The organism is Brevibacillus sp. FSL K6-2834, assembly GCF_038592925.1.
In the GTDB taxonomy this organism is placed as follows: Bacteria; Bacillota; Bacilli; order Brevibacillales; family Brevibacillaceae; genus Brevibacillus; species Brevibacillus borstelensis.
In genome coordinates this window covers 5,239,821-5,254,024 of the sequence record NZ_CP151945.1, presented here as the reverse complement: position 1 = coordinate 5,254,024, position 14,204 = coordinate 5,239,821, and the positions used below count along the sequence as shown (strand labels likewise).

12 protein-coding genes are annotated in these 14,204 nt (G+C 54.1%); 11 read left to right on the top strand and 1 reads right to left on the bottom strand.

Going from position 1 to position 14,204, the window contains the following annotated elements; all coding sequences use genetic code 11:
• Positions 1 to 17 precede the first annotated feature (17 nt).
• From NST96_RS25465 to bioC, 8 genes are all read left to right on the top strand, one after another.
• The gene (locus NST96_RS25465; RefSeq protein WP_338463154.1) at positions 18 to 3,179 is read left to right on the top strand and encodes a phosphodiester glycosidase family protein; all 3,162 of its coding nucleotides are present in this window, start codon (positions 18 to 20) and stop codon (positions 3,177 to 3,179) included.
• A 602-nt stretch (positions 3,180 to 3,781) separates the two neighbouring features.
• Positions 3,782 to 5,047, top strand: a complete 1,266-nt coding sequence (gene ltrA, locus NST96_RS25460) for a group II intron reverse transcriptase/maturase (protein ID WP_024985202.1) — start codon at positions 3,782 to 3,784, stop codon at positions 5,045 to 5,047.
• Between the two features lie 180 nt (positions 5,048 to 5,227).
• A complete protein-coding gene (gene bioA, locus NST96_RS25455; protein ID WP_342404975.1) occupies positions 5,228 to 6,583 on the top strand; it encodes an adenosylmethionine--8-amino-7-oxononanoate transaminase in 1,356 nt (451 codons plus the stop codon).
• A complete protein-coding gene (gene bioD / locus NST96_RS25450) occupies positions 6,580 to 7,320 on the top strand; it encodes a dethiobiotin synthase (RefSeq protein WP_342404974.1) in 741 nt (246 codons plus the stop codon). The genes bioA and bioD overlap by 4 nt, the downstream gene beginning before the upstream one ends.
• A gap of 18 nt (positions 7,321 to 7,338) precedes the next feature.
• On the top strand, positions 7,339 to 8,337 hold the full coding sequence (gene bioB / locus NST96_RS25445; protein ID WP_122957952.1) for a biotin synthase BioB: 999 nt from the start codon (positions 7,339 to 7,341) through the stop codon (positions 8,335 to 8,337).
• Between the two features lie 13 nt (positions 8,338 to 8,350).
• Positions 8,351 to 9,637, top strand: coding sequence for an 8-amino-7-oxononanoate synthase (gene bioF, locus NST96_RS25440; RefSeq protein WP_003388424.1), 1,287 nt, complete (start codon positions 8,351 to 8,353; stop codon positions 9,635 to 9,637).
• A complete protein-coding gene (locus NST96_RS25435) occupies positions 9,634 to 10,380 on the top strand; it encodes an alpha/beta hydrolase (protein WP_031932675.1) in 747 nt (248 codons plus the stop codon). Before bioF ends, NST96_RS25435 begins: the two co-directional genes overlap by 4 nt.
• The gene (gene bioC / locus NST96_RS25430; protein WP_031932674.1) at positions 10,370 to 11,179 is read left to right on the top strand and encodes a malonyl-ACP O-methyltransferase BioC; all 810 of its coding nucleotides are present in this window, start codon (positions 10,370 to 10,372) and stop codon (positions 11,177 to 11,179) included. The genes NST96_RS25435 and bioC overlap by 11 nt, the downstream gene beginning before the upstream one ends.
• Before the next feature lie 253 nt (positions 11,180 to 11,432).
• On the opposite strand, the gene NST96_RS25425 is transcribed toward bioC, so the two are convergent.
• A complete protein-coding gene (locus tag NST96_RS25425; RefSeq protein ID WP_024983763.1) occupies positions 11,433 to 11,918 on the bottom strand; it encodes a PPC domain-containing protein in 486 nt (161 codons plus the stop codon).
• A 270-nt stretch (positions 11,919 to 12,188) separates the two neighbouring features.
• Between NST96_RS25425 and NST96_RS25420 the strand changes: the two genes are divergently transcribed.
• The 3 genes from NST96_RS25420 to NST96_RS25410 all read left to right on the top strand — a co-directional run bounded on the left by NST96_RS25420 (position 12,189) and on the right by NST96_RS25410 (position 14,175).
• A complete protein-coding gene (locus NST96_RS25420) occupies positions 12,189 to 13,385 on the top strand; it encodes an acetyl-CoA C-acetyltransferase (protein WP_243014426.1) in 1,197 nt (398 codons plus the stop codon).
• A gap of 200 nt (positions 13,386 to 13,585) precedes the next feature.
• A complete protein-coding gene (locus NST96_RS25415; RefSeq protein WP_003388417.1) occupies positions 13,586 to 13,795 on the top strand; it encodes an AtpZ/AtpI family protein in 210 nt (69 codons plus the stop codon).
• A gap of 11 nt (positions 13,796 to 13,806) precedes the next feature.
• Positions 13,807 to 14,175 (top strand): ATP synthase subunit I, encoded by a 369-nt coding sequence (locus tag NST96_RS25410; RefSeq protein ID WP_003388416.1) that lies wholly within the window; start codon positions 13,807 to 13,809, stop codon positions 14,173 to 14,175.
• The last annotated feature ends 29 nt before the right edge of the window (positions 14,176 to 14,204 follow it).

The window sequence follows — 14,204 nt, the reverse complement described above, 5'->3', positions numbered from 1 at the left end:
GGAGAGGAGTTATCAACATGAGAGCGCGGAAGGTTTTGTCGCTGCTCACGGCTGCCGCTGTGGCCTGGGGAGCTTTTGCTCCGTTTGCGCCGCTGGCAAGCAATGTGGCTCAGGCGCGGGCGGAGACGAGTATGCTGCAATTGATGTGGCAAACGACCATTGGGGAAGGTACTACCTTACATAAATATACGAAGTCCTTTGCAGATAAACAAATCAATGTCATGGTGACCAAGGTTGATTTGACCAACCCCTATGTCGAGGTAAAGCCGGTCTATGGCACGAAAGGAAAGCTGACAGATCGTCAAACCGTTACCCAGATGGCCCGGGAAACAGGAGCGGTTGCCGCGATTAATGCAGACTTTTTCAACATGTCCAAACGTGGCGCACCATTCGGAATCGTCATGAAAGACAAAGAACTGGTGTCGTCAATGGGGCTGGTGTCTTACTGGTACGGCCTCGGGATTACCAGTGACAAAACGGCTCTGATCGAAAAGTTTGGGTTTACCGGCAAAGTAACGGCGCCAAACGGCAATGCGTTCCCGCTGCAAGGGGTGAACAAGGAAGAGTACAATCCCAGCGACAATCGCAAGAGCCATATGAACCAATTGAACATGTACACGCCTTCGTTCGGCCAGACAAGCCTGGGTACGATTCCCGGCTACAAGGATGTCGTCGAGGTCTTGTTTGTGGACAACGTGGCGAAGGAAGTACGCATCAATCAACCGGGCTTCTACATCCCTTACAACGGCTATGTGCTGTGGGGGCATGGAACAGCAGCCAATTTCCTGAAACAGAACTTCCCGGTCGGATCGACGGCTCATGTCGAGTATCAGACTACTCCGAACAGCCACGATTGGGCGCAGGCGGTTGGCGGGAACGTCCTGCTGGTTGACCAGGGCAGGGCGCTTACGTCGTTTCAGGCGGACAAATCGATCGTGTCTCTGAATGCGCGGACGGCTGTCGGCATCACACAGGATGGAAAAACGTTGTTGATGGTGACAATTGACGGCACCAATGGCGTTTATTTGGACGAGCTGGCCAAAATCATGGCCGAGCTTGGCTCATATCGGGCCGTCAACTTCGACGGTGGAGGCTCCACCACGATGTCTGTACGGATGCTTGGCGATACGCAAGCCAACCTGGCAATCAAGACGACAGGAGGTTCCGAGCGGCGAGTGCCTACGGGACTGGCGGTCTACAATACAGCTCCTCCGGGAGAATTGAAGGGCTTTGTCATCAATGGCCCGGCCGAGATGCTGATTGGCCAAACGGCAGAATTTACAACCAAAGCGTACGATACTCACTACCAGCCATACGCCATTGATCCTTCGATGATCTCCTGGCAGGCAAACCAACCAGATGCCGGTTCGTTTACCGGCAACAAGTTCACGCCGATGAAATCCGGGCAGATTGCCTTTACGGCGAGATCGGGAAGCGTCGCGCAGCAAAAAGAGGTTCACGTAATCTCCGGAAGCGAAGTGCAGCAGATAGTCGTGTCGCCTAACCCGATTTCTGTCGCACCGGGCCAAACGCTCACACTCGACGTGAAAATCAAGACGAAAAAAGGTCAATTGGTGCAGGCGACGCCGCTCAGCGTCCAGACCAGCGTGGATTCCCAGGTAGCGTCTGTAAACGACCAGCTGCAGCTGATCGCAGGCGAAGAGACGGGCAACGGCACCTTGACCGTCGTATACGATGGCGTAGCGACCAATGTTCCGTTTACCGTAGGTCAGCTGGAACAGCCGTGGATCACCTTTGACAATCAGGCAGGCATGCACCACGCATCCATCCCTGAGTCGCTGAGTTCGCATGGTTCGTTTACGGCAGTATCCGATCCTGTATTCCGGACGCACAAGTCAGCCAAGCTGGCGTACAACTTCACCGGAGCGCCTCAAGGCCAGTTGCGCTTTGCCTACGGCCGGATCGCCGCCCAGCCGCAGCAGATCCCGGGCAAGCCGATCGGTCTGGGCCTGTGGGTAAACGGCGACAACAGCAAGCATTGGCTGCGGGCCGAAGTAATTGACGCCCACGGCAAGCCTGTCTACGTCGATCTGGCCCAAGAGATTGACTGGACCGGATGGAAGCAGGTAAAAGGCTACTTCCCGGCAAACGTGGCCTATCCGCTGCAGTTGAAGAGCATCTACGTTGTGGATCGTCCGGAAGACGGCCACCAGCAAGACAAAGGCACGCTGTACTTTGACGAAGTCTCGCTCATTATGCCAGGCTCCGCAGGGACAGCGCCGAAAGGAACCAACGTCGTTCCAGAGGTGCCGGGAACGCTCTCGCTGGGAGCAGAGCTCGATCTGGGCTACTCGTTTGAGCGTACAGCGCCTTTCCTGGACATGGCTTCGATCAAAGTAAATTCGATCGTGCCGCAGCCGCTTCCAGGCTATGTCCCGGCTGACTACTCCTTTACGATCAAGCCGGAGACGTACAAAGACGGTCAGGATGACAGAATCACCACATCTCCGCTGACATTGACCTTGACGCCGAAGAACTGGATCGCCGGCAAAGGAGTAGGTCTCCTGTACGTAAACGAAATCAACAAGACGTTTGACCCGCTGCTCGGTACGAGAAATGCGCAGGGACAGTGGGTCTACGAGGTAAATGACTACGGTACCTACATTCCGTACTATCTGGATGGTGCGGGCGGCAGTGCAGCCTTTACGGACATTTCCAAACACGCAGCCAAGAAGGAAATCACCTGGATGGCTGAAAAAGGGTACGTAAAGGGGCTGACGGAAACGACGTTTGGTCCCGAGGTCGCCCTCACCAGGGCCCAGTACGTCACGCTTTTGGCCCGTACCTTTAACTGGGAGCTGCCAGCGTCGCCCAAGCTGAGCTTCAAGGACAAAGTTCCGGCCTATGCCCAGGGAGCAGTCCAAGTAGCGATTGCCAAAGGGCTAGTAAAAGGCTACCCGGACAACACCTTCCGTCCGGATCAGCCTGTGACCCGGGCAGAGGCAGCCGTTATTCTGGACCGTGTACTGAAGAAAAAGGCGACTCCTGCCAAAGCGATGTCGGACAAAAAGTCGTGGCCATCCTGGGCGACCCAGTCGATCAACAACACGGTAGGCCAGGGACTGATAGACCCGCTGGGCAGCAAATTTGAACCGAATAAACCGGCGACCCGGGCAGTTACTGTCGTCGCGCTGTATCGGATATTGAACAAATCGTAGCACCTGTAAAACCGGCTTCTTCTTAAAGTGAAGAGGCCGGTTTTTTGGTGCGCCCAGCATGGGCGATAGCTATAGGGTGAAAGTCCCGAACGGGGGTTGGCTGTACCAACCGTTAGCTCAAGGCAAGGGTGTCGACCGCGAGGTCGAATCTGAAGGAAGCCGGCGGCAAAATCCCGACCTGAGGTACACGAACCCAATTTGAGGCTGTTGTATCCGGGCGAGTCTGCCAAACAAGACAAAGCCCCATACAGCCAAGGGATACAGTAGTAAACTTGGGCAGGTACATGGGATGAAAGTTATCGTTCTTACCTGGGGAGGTCTGCATGAAACGCCTTCAACTGTTGGTAACCGTCTCCGTAAGGAGACGCTGAACATGCAGAAGTCAGCAGAGGCCATAGTACCCGAGTAGAGGACGCTTGAATGGGGAAGGGCCGAACATCAAGTCAGCATGCGATCCATGTCTTTTGATACGGTACGTCGAAGCAGAATTCTGTCAAGGAACTACTTTTGAAGAGCAGGGGTGAAGCCCCGAGGGTACAAAAGAGGGCTGAGTATCGTACAGCAAGCACGGAGTCCGCATGTGCGAAGGAAGGAACATCATTATGGATTTGCTGGAAAAAGTCTTATCACGGGAAAACTTACGGATGGCACTCCAACGAGTGGAGGAAAACAAAGGTGTCGGTGGAGTCGATGGTGTTTCAACCGAACAACTACGCGATTATCTACGTGAACACTGGCAAGCCATCCGCGAGAAGATGGAAAGGGGAACCTATAGACCTTCACCTGTTCGCAGAGTCGAAATCCCGAAACCTGACGGTGGTGTAAGGTTATTAGGCATTCCCACCGTGGTAGACCGCTTTATTCAGCAGGCCATCCTCCAAGTGTTAACGCCGATCTTCGACCCCACCTTCTCGGAATCTAGCTATGGGTTCCGTCCAAAACGTAGCGCTCACATGGCAGTAAGGAAAGCGCAAGCGTATATCTCCGAAGGATATCGTTTCGTGGTGGACATCGATCTAGAGAAATTCTTTGATCGCGTAAATCATGATATTCTAATGAGCCGTGTGGCTCGAAAAGTTCAGGACAAGAGAATTTTAAGACTGATTCGTTCCTACTTGAATGCGGGGATCATGATAAATGGCGTCTGTACAACATCAAGTGAAGGAACACCGCAAGGTGGGCCGTTAAGCCCACTTTTGGCAAATATCCTACTTGATGATTTGGACAAGGAACTCGAAAAGAGAGGCCACCGTTTCTGCCGCTACGCAGACGATTGTAATATCTACGTGAAAACAAAACGGGCAGGGGAACGAGTAAAGAAGAGTATTCAAAACCACTTGGAGAAGGTACTAAGGCTAAAAGTAAATGAGGAGAAAAGCGCGATAGACCGACCATGGAAACGAAAATTCTTGGGCTTTAGTTTTACCTTTGCAAAACAGACAAGGATTCGCATCCACCCCAAATCCCTCCTCAAGCTAAAAGAGAAAATCCGCACGATCACGAATCCGGTGTGGAGCATCTCGATGGAGAAGCGGATTGAAAGAATAAATCAGTACCTCATGGGCTGGATTGGATATTTCGCCCTTGCAGACGCGAAGGGCATTCTACAATCCATTGAGGAATGGACAAGGCGCAGGCTCCGTCTTTGTTTGTGGATGCAGTGGAAACGCGTGAGAACCAGATATCGAGAACTTCGTTCTCTTGGCATATCTCACGTAAAAGCCATTGAAATTGCAAATACCCGCAAGGGTGCATGGCGTACCACAAAGTCTCCGCATATACACAAAGCCCTCGGCATTGCCTACTGGCAACAACAAGGGCTGAAAAGCTTAGTGCAACGATATTCTCAAATTCGTCAAGCTTGGTGAACCGCCGTATACCGAACGGTACGTACGGTGGTGTGAGAGGACGGGGGTTAGTCGCCCCCTCCTACTCGATTGTTTCTGCTCCTAACAGTCTATTGAGGAAAACAAAGGAGGCAGGTATACTTTATTTGTTAACTAATTTTACTAAATGGTTAACAAATAAATTTGGAGGAGGGCTGTTCCATGTCTATTTCACCGTACAGCTACGAAGAGCTCGCGCGGAAAAACAAGGAGTACCTCTGGAATCCGTTCACCCAAATGAAAGATTACATAGCGGATGACCCGGTGATCATTGCCAGAGGAGAAGGCATCAAACTGATCGATGTCCAGGGAAAGGCCTACTACGACGGGTTTTCATCCGTCTGGCTCAACGTCCACGGACACAATGTGCCGGAGTTGAATCAGGCCATTGTCGACCAACTGAACCAGGTCGCGCATTCCACTTTGCTGGGGATGGCGAACATCCCGTCGATCCTGCTGGCTGAGCAGCTCGTTCGGATCGCGCCTCCAGGTTTGACCAAGGTGTTTTACTCCGACAGCGGCGCTACGGCAGTGGAGATCGCGATCAAGATGGCGTTTCAATACTGGCAAAATCTCGGCAAAACCGGCAAGCGCTCCTTTATCACCATGAAAAACGCTTATCACGGGGATACCATCGGTGCAGTCAGCGTAGGGGCAATCCCGCTGTACCACGAGGTATACCGACCGTTGTTGTTTTCCCCGTACACGATTCCGTATCCGTACCCGTATCGCCACGAGGGCGAAAAATCGGCAGCAGATACGACAATAGCCTGTCTCGAGCAGCTCCTGGAAGAAAAAGCGGACGAGATCGCAGCGCTGATCGTCGAGCCGGTCGTCCAGGGAGCGAGCGGGATGATTTTGATGCCGGATGGCTGCCTTCAAAAAATGGCGGAACTGGCGAAGAAGTACGATGTGCTGCTCATCGCGGACGAGGTGGCGACCGGATTTGGCCGTACGGGGAAAATGTTCGCCTGCGAGCATGAAGGGATCGTACCGGATATTATGACGATCGCCAAGGGCATTACCGGCGGTTATTTGCCTGTCGCTGCCACAATGACCACAGAGCGGGTGTACCAAGCCTTTTACGCGGATTACGAAGAACAGAAAACCTTTTTCCACGGGCATTCCTACACGGGGAACCCGCTCGGCTGCGCAGTCGCCCTGGCCAATTTGCGACTGATGGAACAGCGGAGGCTTGTCGATGAGGTAGCCCAAAAATCGGAGAAGCTGGGGGAAATGCTAAGGCCGCTGGCGGCATTCCCGCACGTAGGCGAGGTCCGGCAAAAAGGATTCATGGTCGGGATCGAGCTTGTACGCGACAAACACACAAAGGAAAGCTACCACTGGAATGAGCGCATCGGTGTGCGGGTGACGAAATCGGCCCGCGAACGAGGGCTGCTGACAAGACCGCTCGGGAACGTGATCGTGCTCATACCGCCGCTGGTCAGCACAGAGGATGACCTGGCCGCGATGGTCGACATTTTGGCGGCCTCGGTCCGGGAGGTGACGGAAGGATGAGGGATGTCGCAGCCGATAAGCCGGTGAAATGGACAGGACTTTTTGTTTCCGGAACGGATACGGGTGTCGGAAAAACGATAATCACCGCCGGTCTGGCAGCCGTCCTGCGAGCGGACGGACTTGAAATAGGGGTTTACAAGCCGGTTCAGTCAGGAGGAGAAACCGAGGAAATGCGGGACTCCTATCTGCTCCGCGCCATTTCGGGTGTCAGTGATGCACCAGAAGAGATTGCTCCCTTTTCTTTTTCCGCTCCGCTTGCTCCTCTGCTCGCTGCGGAGGCTGAGGGAGTTGCGCTTTCATTGCCCCGGGTCGCAGCAGCAGGAGAACCGCTGAAACAGAAATACAAGGCTCTTCTTGTGGAGGGGGCGGGCGGACTCGCCGTGCCGCTGACAAAGACAGAGCTGATCGTCGATTTTGCGGCTTATCTGGGAATGCCGGTACTGCTTGTGGCAAGGGCCGGTCTAGGGACGATTAACCATACGATTCTTTCTGTGGCCTATGCCCGTCAGCATGGTCTCAGGGTAGCAGGCGTCATCCTGAACGGTTATCGCCCGAATGACAGCGATAAAAGCATGGAGAGCAATGCCGCTTTGATCGAAGAGTACGCCGGAGTGCAAGTGCTGGGACAAATCCCCTGGATGGAGGGGGAAATCTCGCAGACCTCCGTCACAGAAGCGATACGAGCTTACGCCGATACAGAAAAGATTCGAGAGCTGTTTTCCATTTCCACACGATAAGAAGAGGAGAGAAAGAGCATGAGCGTGAGTCTGAACACGGTGCACTGGAGCCGACTGGCCAAAAAAGCGCTGCAGGGAGATTTGTTGACACAAGAGGAGGCGCTTTCCGTTCTGCAAGCAGACGATGAAGAGGCGCTGCCGATCCTGCAGGCGGCTTTTCAGGTCCGCAAGCATTTCTATGGAAAAAAAGTAAAGCTGAACATGATCATCAATGCCAAAAGCGGTCTTTGCCCGGAGGATTGCGGTTACTGCTCCCAGTCCATCGTGTCCAATGCTCCGATTGAAAAGTACGCCTTTTTAGACAAGGAAACACTGATAGCCGGTGCTCGTGAGGCGCAGAACAGGCAAGCGGGCACATACTGCATCGTGGCATCCGGCCGCGGACCGACGGAACGCGAGCTGGAACAGGTGATCGAAGCAGTACGGGAGATCCGCGAGACGATGCCGCTGAAAATATGTGCCTGCCTGGGCATCCTCAAGCCGGAGCAAGCGGCCCGCCTGAAAGAGGCAGGCGTCCACCGCTACAACCACAATGTAAACACCAGCCGGTCCAATTACGGTCAGATCACGTCCACTCACACCTACGACCAGAGGGTAGAAACCGTAGAGGCGGCCAAGCAGGCAGGGCTGTCGCCTTGTTCCGGAGTGATCATCGGGATGGGAGAGACGGACGAAGAAATTGTGGAAATGGCTGTCGCCCTGAGGAGCATCGATGCAGATTCGATCCCCGTTAATTTTCTCAACGCCATCCCAGGCACTCCGTTGGAAAATCGCGGACGGACACCGGCAATGAAGGCCTTGAAGGTGCTGGCCCTGTTCCGCTTCATTTGCCCTTCAAAGGAGATCCGCGTCGCGGGAGGCAGGGAGAAAAATCTGCGTACGCTTCAGCCGCTGGCCCTTTATGCCGCCAACTCCATTTTTGTAGGGGATTACTTGACGACGCCCGGGCAAGAGGTAACGCTTGATCATCAAATGATTGAGGACCTTGGCTTTGAGATTGAGCAGTGTGCGCTGTAGGAGTGTGACCCAGTTGACGGCAGACAGCGGATATTCGTGGATGGAAGCGGAGTTGACGAAACGAAAGGAAAGCTTCTTGTACAGAGAGCTGCAAAAACACGATAAGATCGATTGTTCGCCGCTTGCACCTTCCGGCATGCCTTGCCTGCGTGACGAGTTTGATCAGCGCGAGGATTTTGTTTTCGACCTGGCTGAAAACGACGCAGACAAGTGGCTGTCGATCAGGGGAGAGAAGCTGTTCAACCTTTCGTCCAACAACTATTTGGGACTGTCAGGGGATCTGAGGCTTGTTCAGGCAGCTGCCGACGCTGCCATGCGGCTTGGAGCGGGAGCGACTGCTTCCCGTCTCGTCAGCGGCAATCACGTCTGCTACAGCGAGCTGGAGGAAGAGCTGGCGAGGTGGAAGGGGCGGGAAGCCGCGTTGGTGTTTGCCAACGGCTACATGGCCAATCTCGGTGTGATTTCAGCATTGGTGGGACGAGGCGATGCTGTGTTCAGCGACCGGCTCAACCATGCCAGCATCGTGGATGGCATCATTCTCAGCAGAGCAGACCATTACAGGTACCGGCACAACGACATGGATCATCTGGAATCCCTGCTAAAGAAGCACAGCGGAAGCAAAAGGCGCATGCTGATCGTCGCCGACGCTGTCTTTTCGATGGATGGTGACAGCGCTCCTCTGCGCGAGCTGGTGGAGCTCCGGGACCGCTATCACGCCTTGCTGCTGGTTGATGAAGCCCATTCCGGCGGTGTTCGTGGAGAGCGCGGAGAAGGTCTTTGCCATGAATACGGCTTGCACGGGCGGGTAGACGTGATCATGGGGACGTTCAGCAAAGCGTTTGGCGTTTACGGCGCGTACGTTTGTGCGGATGAAGTGCTGATCCGCTATCTGGTCAATACGGCCAGGCCGCTGATTTACTCGACGGGCTTGCCGCCGATGGTCGTCGCTTCCGTTCAGGCGTCCCTGCAGATCGTGCAGGAGGAAGGCTGGCGAAGAGAGAGGCTGCGGAGACTTGGCAGGTGGTTTCGGGATCAGCTGCGCCAGGCGGGATTATCCGTGATGGAGGGAGATTCGCCGATAGTCCCCTGGTTGATCGGCAGCAACGACCGTGCGCTTCGCATCAGCCGTGCTCTGGCGGAAAGGGGCATATCGGCGGTTGCGATCCGTCCTCCCACTGTCCCCGAGGGCGAAGCGCGGATTCGGTTTTCGCTCATGGCCACCCATGCCAAAACCGAACTTGCTGGAGTGCTGGAACAGATACGTGAGGTGGCTTATGCGGAACAGGAGGCGTACAGATGAAAGCCGTCATGCTGTGGATAAATGGCTGGGCCATGCCCGATGAGGTTTGGGAGCCGATTGTTGACGCCTTGGATGATTGTGAGCATAGAAGACCGGATTACTCGCGGATTGTTCACCCCGAGCAGTTTTACACGGCTGTCCGCGAGCAGCTTTCACCGTTGCGCTCCATGCCGCTCATCGTGATCGGATGGTCGATGGGCGGCATGCTTGGGCTTCGCCTTGCCCAAGAATCCGCGGTGGACGGTTTGATTGCGATTGGCACCGCAGCGAGGTTTGTCGGCAGCCGTGGCGATGGGAGCAGCGGATGGCAGGACACCCATCTGCGGCTCATGAGTCGAAAGCTGACCCGAAACCGGGAACAGGTAATCGGCGACTTTCACTACTCGATGTTCACGCAGGCAGAAAGGGAGAGGATTGCGGATGTCGGGGTCAGACTGGCTGACAAATGGCCGCAGCCGACACTGCTTGCCGGTCTATCCTACCTGCAAAAGGAGGATTGCAGTCCGCTGCTGCCGGAGATTGCCTGTCCCGTCACGGTGATTCACGGAACAGAGGATGGGATCTGTCCCTACCGGGCAGGAGTGGAGCTCGCATCCGGCCTATCTGCATCCGCCCTTTCCGCATCCGCTCTTTCCTCTGCCCGGCTGGTGTCTGTTCCGGGCGGCGGCCACGCCATCCCGCTCCTGTATCCGGAAATCATCATAGAAGAAGCCAAAAGGATGGTGGGCAGGTATGGCAAATGAACTTGTCAGCAAACGTTTCAGCGCAAAGGCAGCCACTTATGATCAGTACGCCGTCGTCCAGCAGGAGATGGCTTCCATTCTGGCCAAGTCAATTTTCTCCGGGACCCGGCAGGTGCAGAGCCTGCTCGAGATCGGGAGCGGCACCGGCGGGCTGACCCGGCTTTTGCGAGCGCAGTTTCCCCTATGCGAGTATGTGGCGCTTGATATCGCGCCGGGGATGGTAAAGCAGGCACGCGAGCGTTTCAGGGAAGATACGCGCATACGGTTTGAGCTGGCTGATGTGGAACGATGGGTATGGGAGGAGCGATCCGAGACATACGATTTGGCCGCCTCCAGCGCCTGTTTCCAATGGCTCCAGCAGCCAGCCCGAACGGCAGCGGGATTATACAAGCTTTTAAGACCCGGGGGGCAGCTGTTCTTCTCTACGTTTGGGCCGGGAACCTTTCAGGAGCTGCATCGCTCCTTTGACTCCGCCTACCGCCTGCTTGATCGGCCTCCAGAGCGGCATGGTCTTTCCTATCTGACCCCGGAACAATGGCGGGATATTTGTCTGGGGGCAGGGTTTGCGTCCGTGGAGTCTGAGCGGACCAGGCGAACGCTCTACTACCCCGACGTCCGCAGCTTTTTGCAGGCTGTCAAAGCGATCGGGGCAAATGCGGGAGGAAAGAGCAGCGGCGCTGGATTGGGGCAGCGGCGATTATTGACCGCGATGATGGCAGAGTACCAACGCTTGTACGGGGATGAAAGAGGCGTACCGGTTACGTACGAGCTTGTCTTTATACGGGCCAAAAAGGCATAGCCCTTGCGTTGTTGGAAAGAAACAGCCTTCACCGTTTGTTTAAACATAGAGCGGAATCCAAGATAAAGTGAAAACCAAGACAGATCCGAATTCAAGTGTTTCCTGCACCAAAATGCGGCATCCGGCTGATTTTCCTGTTCGGATTCGATGTTGCACAGGGAGCCGATCACGACGACAAAAAACCCGTCCTGGCAATGGATCAGGACGGGTTTTGCTAACGGATCAAGCGCGAAGTCTCGCAAAACTCTCTCGTTTATTTCAAGTCGAAGTAGAGCGTATATGGATCGGTATCCGTATAGCCCGAGTACGATTTTACGAGAATGTAATACGTCTTTCCTTCTTCCGCATCGAAACGGAGAGACTCGTCCGAATTTCCGGCGCGGGTAGACGAAGCGATTTGATCGAGATTTTTTCCTACCAATTCATAAACGTACAAATCATAGTCGTAGCTTCCGTATGGAATCAACAGCAGCAGCCGTTCCTCGTTGTTGATCGGAGCGACAAACGAGAACCAATCTTCATCTGTGGCCGAACTGATGGTGCCTCTGATGCCATCTTCAAGTATCGGGTTTGCTTCGCGTCTTGTATTATTCGGTTCGCTTTCAAAAGGATACGTTGCCGCAGGAGCTGCTGAAAGCTTATGTACCTGCGGTGATTGCTGCTTTCCTGCTGCAGAAACGGAGCTGGAAAACGTAAATACGAGAGCAAGTCCAAGGAAGAGGTTCAAGTATTTTTTCATAAATAGAGTACCTCCATAAATTGGTATTCGATTCCATGGATAAAATATACAAAATTTAAATTTATTTGTAAACTGAAAATATGGACCGTTGTCTCTCAAAATCATTAAGACCTCTAGCACAAGCAAGAGATTCTTGTCGGGTTCTTGCAGCTTCGGAGTTTGAGCGGGGACAGCTTTCCAGGCAGATTGTTCAAAAATGCAGGAATATTTCGATCAGAAATGGAATGGTATGAAGATGCTTTCATCCAGTTTTGCGAGGAGTGATTTTTCGTGAGTCAAAGAGAAATCGTAATTGCAAGCGCCGTTCGGACGGCTATCGGCAATTTTCAGGGAGCGCTGGCAGGGGTAAGCACTACACAGTTGGGAGCCGTTGTGCTGGAAGCGGCACTCGAACGCGCTGGCGTCGCCAAAGAAGCTGTCGATGAAGTGATACTTGGCAATGTGCTTCAGGCCGGTCTTGGGCAAAATCCTGCCCGACAGGCGGCGATCCGGGCTGGGCTGCCTCAGCAGGTACCTTCCATGACAATCAACAAGGTGTGCGGATCCGGGCTGAAAGCGGTCCACTTGGCGGTGCAATCGATTCTCTCCGGGGATGCCGAGGTCGTGCTTGCCGGGGGCATGGAAAATATGAGTCAGGCGCCATATCTGCTGGAAGGGGCGCGGGGCGGCTACCGGATGGGCGATCAAAAGGTGGTCGACAGCATGATCCGCGACGGTCTCTGGTGTGCGTTCAATGACTATCACATGGGGATTACAGCGGAAAATCTGTGCACGCAGTATGGGCTGACGAGAGAAGAACAGGACGAGTTTGCCGCCTGGAGCCAGGAAAAAGCGCAGCGTGCGCTAAGCGAAGGACGTTTTCAAGATGAAATTGTTCCCGTGCCGATTCCGCAGAAAAAAGGCGAACCGATCATGTTCAGCGTCGACGAATTCCCGCGGGCTGGTGTAACAGCGGAAGCACTCGGAAAGCTCCGCCCCGCGTTTAAAAAGGACGGTACGGTTACAGCAGGGAATGCTTCCGGCATCAACGACGGAGCGGCTGCTCTCTTGATCATGTCGGGAGAAAAGGCACGCGAGCTCGGTGTAATACCGCTGGCCAGGATTGTCGCCAATGCTAGTGCAGGTGTCGACCCGAGCATCATGGGCATCGGACCGGTTCCGGCGACGCGCCGCGTACTGGAAAAAGCGGGTCTGACGCTTGCGCAAATGGACTTGATCGAAGCCAATGAGGCGTTTGCCGTGCAATCGCTGGCAGTCGGAAAAGAACTCGGGATTCCGCGTGAGAAGCTGAATGTGAACGGCGGAGCGATCGCTCTCGGCCATCCAATCGGCGCGAGCGGAGCCCGAATACTGGTGACGCTTGTACATGAATTGAACAAGCGTTCAGGGGCAAAATATGGGTTAGCGACTCTGTGCATCGGCGGCGGCCAAGGAGTAGCCACGGTTGTTGAAAAAATCAATCAGTAGAAGAGATAGTTTTTCCAGTTTTGACGGCCGGAGAGAAAGGGCTGTTTTTGCAAAAAAACCGCGTCATTTTCAAATGTGAACGCTTTGTGTACAGAACCTATCGCACGTTGACAAATGGAATAAATCTTCGTTAATATGAATGAGGGCATAGGGGCACTTGACAACCTGCCCTCTCCTTGTGTATGAAAGGGGACGGTTATGTGCCGAAAATCGATAATCCGTGGCGAGCCGTCACGCTAGTGAGCCTGATAGGTGCGGACATGGCCGTTTGTGTCATTGGCGGCGTCTATCTGGGCAGATACGTTGACAGTCTTCTGTCTACCAAACCTTGGTTCTTGATGGTTGGGCTCCTTCTCGGATTGGGAATTGGCGTGTATAGCGTCTACCGCATAGTTCGCGGGTATTTGTAGGGAGATAGAACATGCAAACGTTTACTTCGGCTATGCGAGCAACCTTTCGCTATGCTTTTTTCTGTGTGGCCCTGGTTGCTATACTCTGGGCCGTTTTGCCTCCATATCGGCTGTTTTTGCAGAGCCTCCTGCTTGGAATGGGGTGCAGCCTACTGGGCGGCACCGTGCTCGTAAGCAAGACTTGGCGCATCGGCCAGATGGCTGTCGACCCGAGCGTCCGTCCAAAAGGAACAGGCATGCTGCAACGCCTCCTCTTGGCTGGATTCGCCGTATTTCTGACGATCCGCTTCCCCCATCTGTTTGTTTTGTCGGGCGTGCTGATCGGCCTTTTCCTCTTTCAAGTGTTAGGCTTCTTTTTCGTTTACCGCTCCTTAAAATAGATTTTGCAGCATTTTTTTACTCTGTACAT